At 69.7% G+C, this 16,902-nt stretch carries 13 protein-coding genes and 2 pseudogenes; 2 read left to right on the top strand and 13 right to left on the bottom strand.

Annotation, left to right across the window (positions count from 1 at the left end; translation table 11 throughout):
* Positions 1-283: 283 nt before the first annotated feature.
* From ACK8CO_RS10710 to ACK8CO_RS10745, 8 genes are all read right to left on the bottom strand, one after another.
* Entirely contained in the window at positions 284-550 is a 267-nt protein-coding gene (locus ACK8CO_RS10710; protein WP_414896609.1) for a transposase, read from the bottom strand.
* Positions 551-607: 57 nt separating this feature from the next.
* Positions 608-988, bottom strand: a complete 381-nt coding sequence (locus ACK8CO_RS10715) for a siderophore-interacting protein (RefSeq protein WP_414896610.1) — start codon at positions 986-988, stop codon at positions 608-610.
* A 48-nt stretch (positions 989-1,036) separates the two neighbouring features.
* Entirely contained in the window at positions 1,037-1,834 is a 798-nt protein-coding gene (locus tag ACK8CO_RS10720; protein ID WP_414896611.1) for an ABC transporter ATP-binding protein, read from the bottom strand.
* Entirely contained in the window at positions 1,831-3,774 is a 1,944-nt protein-coding gene (locus ACK8CO_RS10725) for an iron ABC transporter permease (RefSeq protein ID WP_414896612.1), read from the bottom strand. Before ACK8CO_RS10725 ends, ACK8CO_RS10720 begins: the two co-directional genes overlap by 4 nt.
* On the bottom strand, positions 3,771-4,652 hold the full coding sequence (locus ACK8CO_RS10730) for an ABC transporter substrate-binding protein (RefSeq protein ID WP_231119337.1): 882 nt from the start codon (positions 4,650-4,652) through the stop codon (positions 3,771-3,773). Before ACK8CO_RS10730 ends, ACK8CO_RS10725 begins: the two co-directional genes overlap by 4 nt.
* Positions 4,649-7,051, bottom strand: coding sequence for a TonB-dependent siderophore receptor (locus ACK8CO_RS10735; RefSeq protein ID WP_414896613.1), 2,403 nt, complete (start codon positions 7,049-7,051; stop codon positions 4,649-4,651). The genes ACK8CO_RS10730 and ACK8CO_RS10735 overlap by 4 nt, the downstream gene beginning before the upstream one ends.
* A gap of 98 nt (positions 7,052-7,149) precedes the next feature.
* Complete coding sequence (locus ACK8CO_RS10740; protein ID WP_414896614.1) at positions 7,150-8,055, bottom strand: FecR family protein; 906 nt, start codon at positions 8,053-8,055, stop codon at positions 7,150-7,152.
* Positions 8,052-8,555, bottom strand: coding sequence for an RNA polymerase sigma factor (locus ACK8CO_RS10745; RefSeq protein WP_414896615.1), 504 nt, complete (start codon positions 8,553-8,555; stop codon positions 8,052-8,054). Before ACK8CO_RS10745 ends, ACK8CO_RS10740 begins: the two co-directional genes overlap by 4 nt.
* A 155-nt stretch (positions 8,556-8,710) precedes the next feature.
* Between ACK8CO_RS10745 and ACK8CO_RS10750 the strand changes: the two are divergent.
* Positions 8,711-8,833 (top strand): annotated as a pseudogene (locus ACK8CO_RS10750) (IS5/IS1182 family transposase); the annotation flags it as partial.
* Positions 8,834-8,933: 100 nt separating this feature from the next.
* Here ACK8CO_RS10750 and ACK8CO_RS10755 read toward each other — a convergent pair.
* From ACK8CO_RS10755 to ACK8CO_RS10770, 4 genes and pseudogenes are all read right to left on the bottom strand, one after another.
* Positions 8,934-9,152: pseudogene (locus ACK8CO_RS10755) on the bottom strand (transposase); the annotation flags it as partial.
* A 1,536-nt stretch (positions 9,153-10,688) separates the two neighbouring features.
* Positions 10,689-11,807, bottom strand: a complete 1,119-nt coding sequence (locus tag ACK8CO_RS10760; protein ID WP_414896616.1) for a SufD family Fe-S cluster assembly protein — start codon at positions 11,805-11,807, stop codon at positions 10,689-10,691.
* Positions 11,808-11,834: 27 nt separating this feature from the next.
* Positions 11,835-12,548, bottom strand: coding sequence for an ABC transporter ATP-binding protein (locus ACK8CO_RS10765; protein WP_155774198.1), 714 nt, complete (start codon positions 12,546-12,548; stop codon positions 11,835-11,837).
* A 451-nt stretch (positions 12,549-12,999) separates the two neighbouring features.
* Positions 13,000-14,181: an NnrS family protein gene (locus ACK8CO_RS10770; RefSeq protein WP_414896617.1), complete on the bottom strand. Its 1,182-nt coding sequence runs from the start codon at positions 14,179-14,181 to the stop codon at positions 13,000-13,002.
* A gap of 542 nt (positions 14,182-14,723) precedes the next feature.
* Between ACK8CO_RS10770 and ACK8CO_RS10775 the strand changes: the two genes are divergently transcribed.
* The gene (locus ACK8CO_RS10775; RefSeq protein WP_155774199.1) at positions 14,724-15,419 is read left to right on the top strand and encodes a Crp/Fnr family transcriptional regulator; all 696 of its coding nucleotides are present in this window, start codon (positions 14,724-14,726) and stop codon (positions 15,417-15,419) included.
* A 342-nt stretch (positions 15,420-15,761) separates the two neighbouring features.
* On the opposite strand, the gene ACK8CO_RS10780 is transcribed toward ACK8CO_RS10775, so the two are convergent.
* On the bottom strand, positions 15,762-16,892 hold the full coding sequence (locus tag ACK8CO_RS10780) for a 5-methyltetrahydropteroyltriglutamate--homocysteine S-methyltransferase (protein WP_414896618.1): 1,131 nt from the start codon (positions 16,890-16,892) through the stop codon (positions 15,762-15,764).
* Positions 16,893-16,902: the final 10 nt, after the last annotated feature.

Here is a 16,902-nt window from a genome sequence, read left to right on the forward strand (position 1 = left end):
TGGCAACTGCGTGGCGCGCCGTATCGCTGGTGGCTCGCATCGGAGATTTCCCGGATCCGTGGTGCCAGAGCGTCCCGCCGTGTCTGGCGCGCCGCCCGTTCGGGGTCAGCGGCGCGCCAGGCGTGGAACCAACTCGTGCCGACCGAGAGCACCCGGCACATGACGGTCACGGCGTGCTCGGCAGCGTGGGCGACAATGAACTCGAGCTTCGCGTTCATTGTTTCGCCGCCCACTGAGCGAAAAAGCGTTCACTCGCTCACTCGAACGCATGGCGTTCGCCTGCTCACCCTTTCGCATAACCTCCACCCCTTCCTTCAGGCGGCAGGTTCTCCCTGCGACGTTCGGCCAGCTCCGCGGCCTCCGCCCGTTGCCGACGGATCGCCTCGGCCGAGCCAGCGGCGGCCATTTCGAGCCGCCACCCTTTCAGCTGTGACGACGTCAAGCCGAGCTCGTGCGCGACACCGGTCCGGGTGGCGCCGGGCTCCGACAGGCGGGCGACGGCCTGTTCCTTGAACCCGGCGGTGAAGTGACGGCGGGGGTGTCTGCTCATGTGGGATCCCTTTCTCTACGAGTACGAGAACTCCCGGTCCGGGATTCGGCGGCAAGCTCACCGGGGCAGGGCGATCCCGGCCGACAGATGCGGTCGGGCCGGCAGGCCGGTGATGTCGGCAAAGGCCAGCAGCCGTCCGGACCCGGCCGGAAGCCGGAAGCGGCCTTCGGGCTGGCTCATCAGCAGCCGGTCGCCGGGCCGGGCGCGGGCTGCCCATACGGCTGTTAGCCCGCGATCAGGGCGGAGGATGTCGATGGTGACGGCCCCGGGGGGAGCGATCCGGCGCAGGATGCAGGCGCCCTCGAGACGGCCTGTCAAATGGGGCCGCCGGGGCAGGGCGCACGCCGCATCGGGGAAACACAGGCGGACCCATCCATCTGGACAGGGCGTCGCCTGCAGCCGCCCGAAATCCTCGGCCTCGAAGACCAGCCGCATCACCGAGGGACAGATCCCGGACCGTCTTTGCCGCGATCGACAGGACGCCGCTCATTCCACCGCGGTCCCGGGGCCGAGCAGGCGTGCCGGCATCACCAGACGGCTGCCGCGCCAGGTGACGGTTTCCATCTCCAGCCCGTAAAGCCGGTGCAGCAGCGCCGGGTCGTGCAGATCAGAGATCGGCCCATGCGCGGCCAGCCTGCCGCCCCGGAGCGCGATGGCCTCGTCGCACCAGCCCATCGCGAGGTTCAGGTCATGCAGCACCATGATCACCGACAGGCCCCGGCGGCGGTTGAGATTTGCCAGCAGCTCCATCACCTCGACCTGATGGGCGATGTCGAGCGCCGAAACCGGCTCGTCGAGCAGCAGCACCTCGGCCCCCTGCGCCAGCAGCATCGCGATCCAGCCGCGCTGCCGCTCGCCACCCGAGAGCGTGTCGACCTGCCGGTCGGCCAGCGCGGTGGTGCCGGTCAGGGCCATCGCCTCGTCGCAGGCCTCGCGATCGCGTCTCGAGCGGCGGCCCAGAAGCCCGTGCCAGGGAAAGCGGCCAAGGGCAACCAGCCCGCGCAGCGTCATGCCAGGGGCAAGCGCGGGGGACTGCGGCAGCCATGCCAGACGCCGGGCCAGCTCGCGCCCCGGCCAGGCGCCGAGCGGCCGGTCCATGAAGTCGATCCGACCGCCATCGGGGCGGTCCTGCCGGGCCAGCGCCTTCAGCAGGGTCGACTTGCCCGATCCGTTATGGCCCAGGATCGCGGTCAGGCGGCCTTGCGCGATGCTCAGATCCAGCGGGCCCAGCAGGGTGCGGCGGCTGGCGCGGCGCTCGAGGGCATGGCAGGTAAACAGGGTCATCGGTTCCGTCCGATCAGCCAGAGGAAGAAGGGCGCGCCCAGCAGGGCTGCCAGCGCCCCGGCGGGAATTTCATAGGGAAACCAGATCAGTCGCCCGGCGAGGTCGGCCAGCACCAGGATCGCTCCGCCCCAGGCGGCGGCGCAAAGCCCCTGCGGGCCGGGCCCGACCGCGCCCGAGGCGCGCGCCAGATGCGGCGCGATCAGCCCGGCAAAGCTGATCGGCCCGACCGCGAGGGTGGCAAGCCCGGTCAGGAGCGCGACATAGGCCATCAGGACCAGTCGGGCCGCTCCGACCCGCACCCCAAGGGCCCGGGCCTGCTCGGCCCCCAGCGGCAGCAGCCGCAGCCAGCGCAGGAACAGCGGAAAGACCATGAGCGCAAGGACCGCGCCGCCCGCGCCCGCCAGCGCGCCCACAGGCTCGGCCCGGTAGGTCGGCCCCATGCTCCAGGCCAGGACGAAGAAGGCCCGGGGGTCGCCGCTGGCGATCATCAGCGAGATCAGCGCGCTGGCAAAGGTGCCGAAGGCGACGCCGGTCAGCAGCAGCGCGCCGGGGGCAAAGCGGTTGCGTGCGCCGATCAGCACGACCAGCCCGAAGGCCAGCCCCGCCCCCGCCGCCGCCCCGGCAAAAAGCGTGGCCATGCCGCCCGCGAACAGCGCCAGGATGATGCCAAGCCCCGCGCCCGAGCTGATGCCGAGGCTCTCGGGGCTGGCCAGCGGGTTGCCGGTGACGCCCTGGATCATGACGCCCGCCAGCGCCAGCATCACCCCGGCCGAGAGCGCCGTCACGATGCGCGGCCAGCGCCCGGTCCAGAGTTCGGATGCCGAAAGCCCCGGCAGATGCAGTGTCTCGAAGGCCGAGAGCACAAGCGCCGCGCCCAGCAGCAGAAGCGCCAGGATCGTGGCCCGAAACGGAAAGATCCGCGAGGGCGCGGGCTGGGTTGCGGGCTGTTCGGGGATGCGGTTCAGCCAGAGCAGGGCAAGGATCAGGACCCCGCCCAGGATCGGCGTCAGCACGCCCGTGGGCAACAGGACCGGAAGCTCGCCGGTCAGTGCCCGGCCCAGCATCTGCGTCACCCCGTCGGCCAGAAGCAGGATCACCGCCCCCGCCAGCGGGGTCGCGATCACCCGGGTGCCGAGGCTCCGGATGCCGAGCCCCGAGACCAGCAGCGGCGCGGCAAGCCCGATGAAGCCGATCACCCCGATCCGCGCCGTCACCACCACCGACAGAAGCGTGGCGACCAGCAGCACCGTCAGCCGCAGCCCGGTCACCCGCGCGCCCAGGCTGCGCAGGCTGTCATCCTGCACGGCAAACAGCGTCATGGCGCGGGTCAGCAGCCCTGCTGCGGGCAGAAGCACCGCAAGCCGCAGACCGAGCGCGGCCAGATCGCCATGGCCGTCCTGGGCCAGATTGCCGCTGGCCCAGATGAAGACCGAACGCAGGTAATCCTGCCGCTGCAGCGCCAGCACCACGAACAGCGCCCCGATCGCCAGATTGACGACAAGCCCCGAGACCAGCAGCCGTGGCCCGGTCGCGCCGCGCCCGGCCAGAAGGATCGCCGCGGCAAGGGCCGCAAGGCCGCCGCCCAGCCCGGCCGCCTCGCGCAGCCAGGGCGTGCTGCCCGCCAGCAGCAGGCAGAGCGCAATGGCAAGCTGGGCGCCCGACAGCACCCCCAGCGTGGCCGGTTCGGCCAGCGGGTTGCGCAGCACCTGCTGGAACATCAGGCCCGACAGACCCAGCGCCGCGCCCGCGATCAGCGCCATCCAGAAACGCGGCCATTGCGCCTCGCTCTGCCAGATCCGCAGGAACTCGGCGGGCAGCCCGGCCTGACCGGGCTCTGGCAGGGTGAGGTTCAGGGCGGCCAGGCCGAAGGCAAGCGCCGCCAGCCCGCAGGCCAGAAGGGCAGGGGCCAGAAAGCCAGGCATTGCGAGGGGCCGGGTCATGCCGCCTCCAGAAGCCGCGCGAAGCGGATCGCCGAGGGCACGCCGCCGAAGACCCAGGCCGGTGGCAGCAGCTCGACCCGGCCCGCACGCTGCTGGGGCAGGGCCTGCCAGATCGCGCTTTGCCGCAGCAACCGGGCCGGCGCCGGTTCGATCACCAGCAGCCGGGTCTCGGGATGGCGGGCCAGCTCCTCGAGCCCGGCCGAGGCGAAGCCCCAGATATTGGTCGGCCCGGTCCAGGCATTCTCAAGCCCCCTGGCCCGCGCGACATCGTCGAAAAGGCTGCCCCGCCCGTAGATGTCGACAACCCTTTCATCGGCGAATTTCACGATCAGGACGGGGCGCGGCCCCGCTGTCAGGGGGGCGAGGGCCGCGTCGAGCCGCTCCAGAAGCTGCCGGCCCTGCGCCTCGCGTTCGCAAAGACCGGCCAGGGCGGTGACGGCCTCGCGGGCCAGGGCAAGCGGGCGCCGCCCGGCGGTGTAGATCGGCAGGGCGCGCACCGGGGCGATCGCCTCCAGCCGCGCGGGCGCGATGCCATAGCCTTCCAGCGCGACCACGAGATCGGGCCGCAGCGCGCGCAGCGCCTCGAGATTGGGCCAGCTGCGCAGGCCCGCATCGGCGGTGCCGGGCGGCAGCGCCGGGACCACTACGCGTTTCGCATAAAGCGGGGCCTCGGCCACCGCCAGCGGCGTCACGCCAAGCGCGATCAGCGTCTCGGCCAGCGCCCAGTCCAGCGCCACGATGCGTTCGGGGCGCTCAGGTGGGGCGGGGCGATCAGGACCGCCGGGCGCAGCCGCGCGGGCGGCACGGCCGGTCATCATCGCCAGCGCGGCGGCCCCGGCGACAAGCCGCCGCCGGGACAGGGCAGGCGCTGCCGTCACCAGCGGTAATCCAGGCTGGCCGTCACCGCCCGGCCCGCGCCCCAGTAGCAGCCCGAGGCGTTGAGACAGGTCGAGACATAGCGCTTGTCTTCGAGATTGGTGACGTTGAGGCTGAACTTGACCCCGTCATAGCCGATCGCGGCCAGGTCGTAGCGGATCGCGGCATCGAGCAGGGTGAAGGAGGGCACGCTGAACTGGTTGGCATTGTCGCCATAGGTCTGGCCGACATGGCGCAGCCCGCCACCGAGGCTGAGCCCGCCCCAGGCGCCGGGCGATTGCAGCGCGTAATCCAGCCAGAGCGAGCCCTGGTTGCGCGGCACGAAGGCCGGGCGGTTGCCCTGATAGCGGTTGTCCTCGGTGATCTCGGCATCGCTATAGGCCCAGGAGCCGATCAGGCTGAAACCGTGGGGCAGTTCGGCCTTGGCCTCGAGCTCGATCCCGCGCACCCGCACCTCTCCGGTCTGGGTGTTGAAGCTGGTATTCAGCGGATCGGGGGTCAGCACGTTTTCCTGGGTCAGCTGGAAGGCCGAGAGCGTGACCATGACCGGCCGGCCCTCGGGGGCGTAGCGCAGGCCCAGCTCGATCTGGTCGGCACTGGTCGGCTCGAAGGCCTTGCCGTTCCGGTCGGTGCCGCCGGCCGGGTAGAACGAGGTCGAGTAGCCCAGATAGGGCGAGAGCCCGTTGTCGAGATGGTAGACCGCGCCGAGCCGTCCGGTCAGCTCGCCGTCGCTCTGATCGACGGTGCGGTCGGCCGAGGCGGTGACGGTGCGGGTGGTGGTGTCGGCCCAGTCATAGCGCAGCCCCGCCGAGAACACGGCCCGACCCCAGCTGATCTGGTCGCTGGCATAGACCCCGACCTGCTTGCGGGTCTGGTCGATGCTCATCGCCACCGGCGGCCGGTCGATGCCGCCGCCCAGATAGACCGGATCGAACACGTCCCAGCCCATCGACACATAATCGAGCGCGGTCTCGTCGAAGTGGCTTTTCTCGCGCGAGGCGTCGATGCCGAACAGCAGCTCGTGTTCCAGCGGGCCGGTGCCGACCTTGCCGGTCAGATGCGCATCCCAGGACCAGAGCTTCGAGGTCTCGGGGAAGCCCCAGGCATAGCGCACCGCCTCGGTCGGACCGCAGTCGAGGGTCTGGCAATAGAGCTGGACCCGCTGGGTATCGACATCGACCTCGCTGTAGCGCAGCACCTGGTTGAAGGCCCAGCCCGTGCCGATCTGCTTTTCCATCCGCAGGCCGAGCTGTTTCGAGGTGCTTTCGAAATGGTCGTAGCCGGGCTCGCCGACGAAGGTCGAGCGCGGCAGCCAGCCATTGTCGGCATCGCGGTAGAGGGTACCGTTGGCCGAAAGCGCGGGCGCGCCGCCGCCGCCGGGCGCGTCGATGTTCTGGTATTCGGCGAAGACAGTCAGCGACAGGCTGGGGTCGAGCTTCCAGGTCAGCGAGGGGGCGACGTAGAGCTTGCGCTCGCTGACATGGTCATATTCGCTGTTGCCGTCCCGCGACATGGCGACGAAGCGGTACAGCAGGTCGCCCGCCTCATCCAGCCTGCCGCCGAAATCGACCCCGACCTGCTTGCGGTCATAAGAGCCGTAGCTCAGCTCGACCTGGCGGACCTCGCGATCGACCGGGCGCTTGCTGACGACATTGACGATGCCGCCCGGCGTGGCCTGGCCGTACAGCACCGAGGCCGGGCCTTTCAGAACCTCGATCCGCTCCAGCCCGAAGGGTTCGGCGCGCGACTGGGCATAGCCGCGGGCGCCGAAATTCAGCCGCAGCCCGTCGGCATAGCGGTCCGGGCGGAAGCCGCGGATGGTCAGCCAGTCATGGCGCAGGTCGGTGTCGCCATATTGCCCGACGACGCCCGGCGTATAGGCCAGCCCCGACACCACCGAGCGCGCGCCCTGCGCCTCGGCCTGATCGGCGGTGACCACATTCACCGCCTGCGGCACGTCGCGCAGATCGGCGCCGGTCCTGGTGCCGGTGCCGCTGGTCCGCGCCACGAAGCCCGAGACCTCGCCGAACGGATCTTCGCTGATCAGGGTGATGGTGTCGAGCATGACCGAGCCGTCCGCGGCCAGCGCGCCGGCCCGGCCTCCGCCCTGCGGGCCCATGCTCAGCGTGTCGTCATTGACAAGCGCGGGTTTCAGGCCGGTGTCGCCCAGCATGATCTGCAGCGCCTCGCGCGGGGTGGTGACACCCGAGACCGCCACGCTCTGCCGCCCGGCCATCAGCCGGTCATCGACCACCACCTGAAGCCCGGTCTTGCGCCCCAGTTCCAGCACGGCGCTGGCCAAAGGCTGTGCGGCGATCTCGATCCGCTGCGCCTCCTCGGCACTGGCGGCGGCCGCCAGCACGGATCCGATCGCGGCCAGTGCCACGAGCCTTCCCGTCATTCCTTGCATTCCGTCTTCCCCATCAGCCGGTTACAGAGAGAAGACAGTCTCGCGGCGGCAGGTCATTACAGCGGGCCGGGATTTTTTTCGCGGCCCCGCTAGCGGGCGCGGATGACGAGGACGCCGCCCGGCAGCCGCGAGAGCCGGACCGGCAGGGTGCGGGCGATGGTCTCGGGGGCCTCCTCGAGGCGCGAGAGGCTGAACATCGCCGTGACCGGGATCCCGGCCGCCGCCCGGCTGAGCATGACGGTCCAGCCCGCATTGCGGCCGAGCACATCCATCACCTCGCCCAGCGGCGCGGCGGCGAAGACCAGCCGGTCGTGGCGCCAGGCGGTCGCGATCCCGGGATCGACCGGTTGCGGGCGCGGCCGGGGGCCGCGTCCGTTCTGGCCCAGATCCAGCATCTGGCCCTCCTCGACGGTGGTCTCCTCCCGGTCCCGCCGGGCCAGGACCCGGTGCTCGGTGACGGTGAGGCTGACCCGGTCGGCCACCAGCCGCAGGTTGAAGGCGGTGCCGAGCGCGGTGAAATCGGCCCCGCCCGCGGAAACGACGAAGGGGCGGGCGGGATCGGGGGCGACCTGGAAGAAGGCCTCGCCCCGGTGCAGGCTCAGATGCCGTGCGCGGGGGCCGAGATCGACCGACAGCGCCGAGCCCGCGGCCAGATCGACCCGGCTGCCATCGTCAAGCTGCAGCCGGCGGGTCTCGCCGGCCAGGGTGCGGTAATCGGCGAAGCGGCCGGGGCGGGTCAGCCAGAAGGCAAGCGGCGCCAGCAGCGCCGCGCCCCCGACCGCCACCATCGCCGCCCGCCGCGAGACCTGCCGCTGGCGGCGCATCTCGGCCGTGACAGGGGCGAGCCGGGTCCAGAAGGCCTGTGCCTCGTCCCAGGCGGCGGCATGTTCGGGCACCTCGTGCCAGCGCGCGAATTCGGCGCGCAGCCTGTCATCGGCGCGGTCGTCATTCAGGCGCACCAGCCATTCAAGGGCCTGATCGTCGGGTGCGCTCATGCCGGTTCCGGCATCGGCAGCGCCTTGCGCAGATCCGACAGCGCCCGCACGATCTGGACCATCACCGTATTGCGCGAGATCCCCAGCCGGGCCGCGATCTGGTCATAGGTCAGATCGTCGACCCGCGACAGGACGAAGACCTGCCGCCGCCGCGCCGGAAGGGCCGCAATGGCGCGCATGACCAGCAGGAGTTCCTCGCGGGCGATCATGCGCTCGACGGCGGCGGGCGCGGGGTCGGCAATGTCGGGCATCTCGTCCATATCCGCGCTGCGGCGCTGCACCGCCAGCGTGTTGAGCGCAAGATTGCGGGCCGAGCGCAGCAGATAGGCGCGCGGATCGCGGATCTCGCCACCGGCGGGGTCGCGCTCCAGCACGCGCAGGAAGGTCTCCTGCACCAGGTCTTCGGCAAGGGACAGGTTGCCGGTCATCGATGTCAGGAAGCGCCGCAGGCCGGGCCGTTCCTTCATGTAGAGGCAGGCAAGATGGACAGTGTCGGTCATCGGGGCAGTCTCTGGGATCCGCTGGCAGGAGGACGGGATCGCCCTGGCTCTCAAATCCGACTAATTCAATCAGGCAAGGCTTGCAAGCGATCGCTGGGCGAGCGCGGACGGGGCGGGCGCATGGGTAGCCCGATGGCCTGCCGGGACGGGGAGGCGCCCGAATCCCGTGGGGCGAAGAGATCGCCACCGCCGACGGCGCCGTCGACACGCGCGCCAGCCACGCTGCCATTGCAGCCCGGGGCGCCGCAGAAGGTCGCGACGCGAGGTCGTGGACGCCGTAAACTGCCGGAGCTTCCGCGCGCAACGAGATCCTGCGCGCCTCGTCCAAGCCCGACAGATTCATCCTGAACCCGATCCACCAGATGCCGGGACTGAACAGGTCTTGGGATGACCGTATTCCTTCGCGGCATCGCGCCAGCACAACCCATTGCGCTTGAAGAAGATTATTCCGCTAAGACCACGGTGATCATCCACCCCGGGACGGCCATGGCTCTTCGGGATTTTGGAGAATCAGAAAACAGTCCGGGGGAATGTTTCCCCGACAAACGGCTTGAGCCGTGCCATCTGCTCGTCCGTCAGCCGGAGAAGATTGCCCATCACACCCTCCCACGGTTGGAGAGCGTGAATCACGCAGCCAGTGGTGGCGCAAGCCGATCTCTGTCGCGTGCTAAAGGTCTGCCATTCGGATACCAGGGCGGTTCACCGCGACAACCTCAAGCGCCTGCTCCCCGCCCTTGTGTCTATTTTCTGGAAAAGCAGTCAGACGGCGCAAATGAGTTCCGGTATCTTGCGGCGGTTGCCTGCCCCCGCAACCCAAAATGCCATCAGTGCCCTCCAGGCGCGCCACGCCTAGGGGCACGGCTGTGGTCGTTTGCACCTCGGCCCCTGTCTCGACCATGCCCCGGCGATCCCGCGCGCGTTCCGGCTGGTGCTGGCTGCCCGGCTCGAGGCTGATCCCGAGCTCGCCGTCGCGATCCGCGACAAGCTGTAGGGCTGGGCCAACCGCTCGGAGACCGGCGAGCTCTGCGTGCTGCACCGGGCGGCGGGACAGTAGGAGCCTGCCGGCAGCGCGCCCGCGCCTTTCCCCGGGCCCTTTTCCGGGCGCAAGGCGCTGCCTGCCGGGTCCGGCACGGCGCCCGGATCAGTTTCAGATCGACCGCCGCGAGGGGCGCGCCAGATGCATCGTCGCCAATGGCCGCCTCGAGATCCGGATCGCGCGCGTTTTCCCGGTCATGGAGCGTCGCAGGCTGGAAAAGGCGGTGCGGCTGATGCTGGATCAGCCGGGCTGACGGGCAGGGGACGGGGCAAGACCCCTTCCGGCGGGGAAGGTCCCTTGCGTCCGGCGCCGCGCGGCGGTCAGCCCGGTGCCATTCTCCTCGAGCCCGTTTGCGCCGCGTCCGGGAAGCGCCGCTGAGCGGTCGTTCCGCGCGCCCTTCCGGGCGCAGGCATCGGGAGCAGCGTCAGGGAGGGAGGCAGCCAATGGTGTCCCCAGCGCGCCTCCAACCGGCGGTCCGTGCTTCGGACCGTCACCGCGGGCGGGTGTTCCTTTCCAGAGTGCTCCTGTTCCGCCGCCGCGCCCTGCGCTGGAAAAGCGGTACAAAGCGGCATTCCCGAGACCGGGATGGTATGCACCTCGCGGAACCCGCCGAGATGCAGAATGCAGGCGATCCCCTCGATATCCCGTCGATCGGCCATGCTCGTCCCGAGCTTCAAGGCGTTTTGTCCCTGCTGCGGTTCCGTCACGATACAAGCCTCTGCCGGCGTTGTGCGATGCAATCCGCCGCAGCCCTTGCGACAACGAGGCCGCCTTGCCCCCGCGCATCCAGAGGGGCATCGCGGCCCGGAGGAGGCTCATCGGCGCCCCGTCCTTGCTCCGAAGACCGTCGCATCCGTGCAAGGCATGGCGGGCGCGGTCTTCGCCTGCGATGCGGCCGGCCCGGGAAATGGCTTTGTCCCGTTATCTTTCGTCACGGTTCAAGACGGAAAACAGCCCGCCCGGCGGGCCATGCCGGGCAAGCCTGCGACTGTCGGGTGCGCCCGCAGGATCGGACAGGTCCGGGAGGCGGTGGCAGCGTCGCCAGATCGGGCCACCCCCGCCCCGGGTCAATCTCGGCGGTCGATGTCGGCGCGCGGCTACATTCCCCCGGATTTCGCCTCGGCCACCATCTCCGTCACGCGGCGGCGCAGGGTCTCCGGGATCTGCTCGTCGTTCAGCGCCAGAAAGCCCTGTACGATCAGGTCGCGCGCCGCGTCCTCGGCCATGCCCGAGGCCACGAGATAGCTCAGCTTCTCGCTGTCGATCATGCCCACCGAGGCCTCATGCGACAGCTGGGAGCCCTCGGCCAGGGCGCGCAGCGAGGGCACGGCGCGGATCTCGCCGCTTTCCTTCAGCTTGAGCCCGTCGCAGCCCAGGAACCCCTCGCTGCCCGCGGCATCGCCGATCAGAAGCGCCTCGTTGACGATGGTTCCGCCCGCCGAGACCATCCGCGTGACGTCCTTGGATTTGGCTCCGGTCGCGGCTAACCGGGTTTCCGAGACCAGCACCCGTTCGGTGCCCTCGGGCGCGAAGACGATCGCTTGCGAGACGGCAGAGGCGCCCGCCCCCAGCGTCGAGACCGAGCGGCTGCTGTGATGGCGGACCGGCGACATCATGATCGCGGTCGCGCTGCTGGTCGCGGTCGCGTCGAGCTGCGAATAGCCGTAGGAATAGACCTCCATTTCCGGACCCCAATGCTCGATCGTGACCGAGCTGCATCTGGCGCCCTTGCGCAGATAGGTTTCGCCGATCGAGATGTGGCGGCCCTTGCGCAGGTCGGTCGGCACGCCCGAGCCCGAGACCATCTCGACCTCGGCACCCTCGTCGATCAGGGTGATGTCATGGGTGAACTGCCGCGCCTGGGGCGTTTCCATCAGGGTGAAGCTCTGCACCGGCAGCCGCACCCGGGCGCCGGGCCTGACCCAGATGAAATGGCCGAGCGGGTCATGCATGTGCTCGGCAACCAGCCGGATGTGGTCGTTCTCCTCCGGATCGACCAGCCCGAACATCAGCCCCTGCACGAAGTCATAGCTCTTCAGCGCCTCGGCCAGCGGCAGGATCACCACGTCGGGATCGTTCGACAGCGCCATGCGCATCCGGTGATCGGCCAGAACCGAGGTGCCGGCACGGGTCGTCTCATCGGCGAAGCCGACATCGTGCAGGATGTCGCGTTCGGCATTCGTCAGATCGTTTTCGGGGGTCGTCGCCAAGTCCATCTGTCTCTCCTTCTGCTTGGCCCGCGCTCAGGCGGCGGCGGGCACGGTGTAGCCATGGGACCGGACATGCCGGAACAGTGCCCCGGGATCGCCCGAGTGCAGTAGGCGCCCGTCCTTCATGATATGGGCACGGTCGGCCTCGACATGGGACAGGATCAGCCCGGTATGGGTGATGACGAGGCCCGCGCGGGACCGCCCCTTGCGGTCGGTGCTGCGGGTGATCCGGCGGATCGCCTGTCCGATGGCGCTGACATGTTCCAGATCGACCCCGCTTTCGGGCTCGTCGAACAGCATCAGGCGCGGGTCCTGCAGGAACAGTTTCAGGATCTCCCAGCGCTTGATCTCGCCGCCCGAGAAACCGACATTCATGTCGCGGGTCACGAAATCGGACAGATCCAGTGCCGCCGCCTCGCGCGCGAGGATATCCGAGGCGCCAAGGGCCGCGGCAAAGGCCGAGACCGAAACGCCGCCCAGGCTGGGCGGGCGCTGGAAGGCCATCCCGATGCCCAGCCCGGCCCGGTCCTGAAGGCTCAGGTCGCGAAGCGGCGTGCCGTCGAAGCGGATCCCGCCGCCGGTGATGCGATAGCCGGGCAGGCCGAGAATGGTGGCCAGCAGGCTGGACTTGCCCGAGCCGTTCGGGCCGAGAAGCACATGCAGCTCTCCGTCGCCCAGTGAAAGGTTGATATCGTGGAGAACCGGTTGCCCGGCCACCTCGACGCACAGGTCGGAAATCTCAAGCATGGCCCCTCACATGATCGATGCGCGGTTCGGCCTGGCTTGAGACTCTTGTCGCTGGGACCGGCAGGAAAAGCCTAACCGTGATTCCGAGTGTTTCAATCGGAATTGAGGTCTGGCGACTGCGTCAAATCGAGCCCCCCGGGCGGCGCTCCGTCGGGAGCGGCCTCATGCGGGAAGGGCAATCCGTCGAAAGACAGAAGGAAAACAGCAGCCTGCATTGCCCTGCCGGGACCGGCGACGACCGACACACCCGCCTTGCTGACGGCGCGCGGCGGCACGGGGCAAGGAACAGTCGCGCCGCGATCACGCCGCGCGACGGCGGCCCGCCCCCTGCTCGCCCGAACGACAGGGGGCTGCGCCTTTGCCATGGGCGGGCGGCGGATCCGGGGCTTTCTGCCCGGACGGGGCCGTCCCCTGCCGGTTCAGCCCGGCGCCCGGGCGCGCCGCCCCCTGTTCAGTTGCGGGGCGGCGGGGCCGGGCTCGGCTGGCGCCGGGTCACCGATGGCAGGGCCAGCCAGGGCCCGACCTTCAGCAGGAAGCCCGTGAAGGCCAGGGTCCAGAGCGTGCCGCTCAGAGCCAGCCCGCCAATGGCGCCAAAGCCCTGATCGGGCAGGACCGCGCGTGTCACCGCCGCCGCGCAAAGCAACAGGAACGCGGCGGTCAGCAGTCCTCCGGCCTGAAGCGGCCGGCCGGTATGGCCCATCGAGGCCCGCATCATGACAGCCAGCGTCATCCCCCCGATCGCGCCGATGCCCAGCAGGTGCAGCCCGGCCACCGGCGCCCCCAGCGCCAGCGCGACAAATCCCAGCGGCAGGAACAGATAGGCGATATGCAGGGTCCAGAGGATCGGTGCCCGCCCGCAGCGCCAGCCCCGCCAGCGCGCCAGCCGCACCAGATGCAGACCCGCCAGCCCGGCAAAGGCGGCGGACAGGCCGGGCAGGCCCGGCGCGAAGGACCACAGGGTCAGCACCGCGGCGCTTGCCAGAAGCGCCAGCCGGTCGAACCGGCCGAAGGGCGCGGGCAGGGCGCCCGGCCCCTGCCGGCTCAGCCAGTTCCGGGTGAAGCTCGGCACGATCCGCCCGCCGATCAGCAGGATCAGGAAAAGGGTGCAGGCAAAGCCCGCGCGAATGCCGATATCGGCCGCGCCCCGCGTCATCGCCTCGACATGGAAGGTTGCATTGGCGGCGGCCATCAGCCCGACCGGCACGATCACCGCGAGGTTGCGCCAGTTCCGTCCCGCGACGATCTCGATCAGGGCGATTGCCGCCACCGCCAGCAGGAAGGACAGGTCGAGCGCCATCACCGCCCAGGCGGGCAGGGCGATCACCCCCGCGACGGCCAGTCGTGCCAGCAGCCACAGCCCGCTCAGCGCCACCAGCGGCAGGCCGCTTCGGGGCATCCGTCCGGTCCAGTTCGGGATGGCGGTGAACAGAAAGCCCGTCAGGACCGCGGGCACATAGCCGAACAGCATCTCGTGGATATGCCAGTCGCGCGGGCCGAAGGGGCCGGCAATCGCGGCATGTCCGGCCCAGACCGCCAGCCAGAGCGGGATGACCGCCGCCGCGAACAGTGCAGCCAACAGGAAGAACGGCCGGAAGCCGTAGGAAAACAGGGCAAGCTGCGACAGTCTGGTCATGATGGTTCCTTTCCGGATTGGGCGGAGCTCTGCCCGGATTTGCGGCCCTGCGAAGACCTCGTCGTCGCTGTCAAGGCATCTGCGCCGGGAGTTCCCCAAAGGGCCCGGCCGTCCCGGCAGGCTGTTGCTTCCCGGCCAGGCCGATCCGGGGCGGCACCGCCATGCCGCTTGCGAGGGGCGGCGCGCGCCTGGCGCCGGGGATGTTCGCACCGGGGATCGCCGAGCCGGTCCCGCGCGGCCCGGGGCCCGTGTCGCCGGCGCCGCCGCCAGTCGTCCGGCGAGCGGTCAGCCTCTCGTCGAGTTCCGGAGCATCCGGCCCGTTTCCGGGTACGAAAGGCCGCCCCGCAATGTCGCCGCGGCCGGGCCTTGTCCCCTTCCGGGAGAGCGCCGATGCGGCACGGGCGATGGGGCTGCCGCAACAGGGGGGACAGCAGATGTCGCAGGGGAAGCCTCCTTTCGCCGTCACATGCGTTTTCATGCCTTCCCTTTTGCGCTGTCGCGGGCCAGACCTCATTGCGTTTCGACAAATTCGGGGCCGGTTCATGGTCGCAAAACTGGATGAAAGCCTGTTGCAGGATGTCGGCCCGTTCCGGCGGCTCGACCGGGGACAGATCCGCGAGATCCTCGATCTGGCCACCGCCCGGCGTTTTGACGAGGGCGCGGCCGTGTTCCGCGAGGGCCACCCGGCAGAGCGTTTCCATCTGCTTCTGGACGGCGTGATCCGGGTCATGCGCATCACCGCCGAAGGCACGGCGGTGACCGCGCTCCATATCCCGTCGGGACAGCTTTTCGGGATTGCCCGGGCGCTCCGGCGCGAGAGCTATCCCGCCACGGCGATCTGCGCGCGGGACTGTCTGACGCTGTCCTGGCCGATGAGCCTCTGGGACGGTTTCACGGCCCGCTATGACGGCTTCGCCGAAGAGGGCTACAGGACCGTCGGCACCCGCGTCGGCGAGATGAATGCGCGGCTGATCGAGATGGCCACGCAACAGGTGCAGCAGCGCGTGGCGGGGGCGCTGTTGCGGCTGATCGCGCAGTCGGGCCGCGAGGTGGAGGCGGGGATCGAGATCGCCTTTCCGGTGACGCGGCAGGACATCTCGGACATGACCGGCACGACGCTGCACAGCGTCAGCCGCCTGCTGAGCGCCTGGGAAAAGGCGGGCATCGTGGCCAGCCGCCGGCGCCATGTCACCGTGACCGATCCGCAGCGTCTGGGGCTGATCGGCGACGGGCGGTAAGCCGCACCGCCGGGCGAATGGGCGCAGGCCCCGCGCCCCGGACCCGGCCGCCGGGCGACACCGGGGGCGGGGCGGAAAGACATCGGAGACATGTCGCGAAAGGTGGCATCGGCGCATGTTCTCGGCGCGAGGGGCCTGTTCGCGATCCAGGCGCCGGGCGGAGCGACGGCCTTCCGAATCCAGGCCTTGTCGGCGTCTGCCTTGGAGGTCTGGCGCCCGGCCGGAGAGCGGCGCATCCCCGGCCGGTCGGGACCCTCTGCGGCAGATCCCGGCGAAAGGGCGCCCGCAGGAGACAAGACGGGCCTGCCTCCGTTCCGGGCGCCCCGCCCCGTCCCCTTTGCGTCAGGTTTCGCCCCAGATCGCCTCGGCGCTCTTCACGACCAACTCCAGCTTGCGCTTCTGGTCGTCCTCGGTGATCTCGTTGCCATGCTCGGTCGAGGCGAAACCGCATTGGGGTGCGACGCCGAGCTGGCCGATATCGACATATTTCGACACCTCGTCATATTTCGCCCTGATCCAGTCCAGCGATTCCAGCTTGCCGGTCTTGGTGGTGATGAAGCCGGGCATGACCCGCTTGCGGCCCTTCGGCAGCGCGGCCAGCGGCTCGAGCCCGCCGGCCCGCCCGGTATCGTATTCCATCAGGTAGATATCGACCGAAGTGCAGTTGAAGATCGCGTCGGCCGCGACGTGATAGCCGCCCTCGGCCACATGCGAGGAGCGGAAATTGCCGCGGCACATATGCATCCCGATCAGCATGTCGGCCGGGCGATCCCGGATCGCCTCTTCCAGCATCCAGGCATATTTGCGGATCAGCGCGTCGGGATCCTGGCCCATGGCGCGACGCTCTTCGCGCTGGGTCTCGTCGCCGAGATAGGCGAAGAAGATGTCGTCGAGCTGCAGATAGCGGCAGCCGACATCGTAGAAGGCCCTGACCGCCTTGCGGTAGGTCGCGGCGATGTCATGGAACAGCAGTTCCTGATCCAGATAGGGCCGGTAGTCGATATTGCCGGGAACCATCCGGTAATGGCAGGCCGAGGGCCCCGGGATCGAGATCTTGGCGATGCCCTCGCCCGGCGCCACCAGATCCCGGAGATAGGTGAAATGGCGCAGCATCGGATGATCTGCCGGGAAATCCAGCGGCCCGGTCAGATGCGCCTCGATGGGCGGGGTCTTGTGCTTTGTCTGGAACGGCAGGCTGCGGGTCGAGGGCTTCATGTCCAGTCCGGTCAGCATCCCCATGAAATCGTAATGCCAGAACTGGCGGCGGGCCTCGCCATCGGTGAAGACCCGGAGCCCGGCCTCCTTCTGCATCGCGACCAGGGCGGCGATTTCGCGGTCCTCGACGGCGCAGAGCTCGGCGCCTTTCAGGCCCTGCATCCTGGCCCCGGCAATCGCCTGCGGGCGCAACAGCGAGCCGACATGATCTGCCCGAGGAAGCGCAGGGCGGAGGGAGGAGGTATCTTCGGTCGTCATCGTGACATGC

Origin of the sequence: Rhodovulum sp. HP10, from assembly GCF_047553435.1 — a bacterium.
Classification (GTDB): Bacteria; Pseudomonadota; Alphaproteobacteria; order Rhodobacterales; family Rhodobacteraceae; genus Rhodovulum.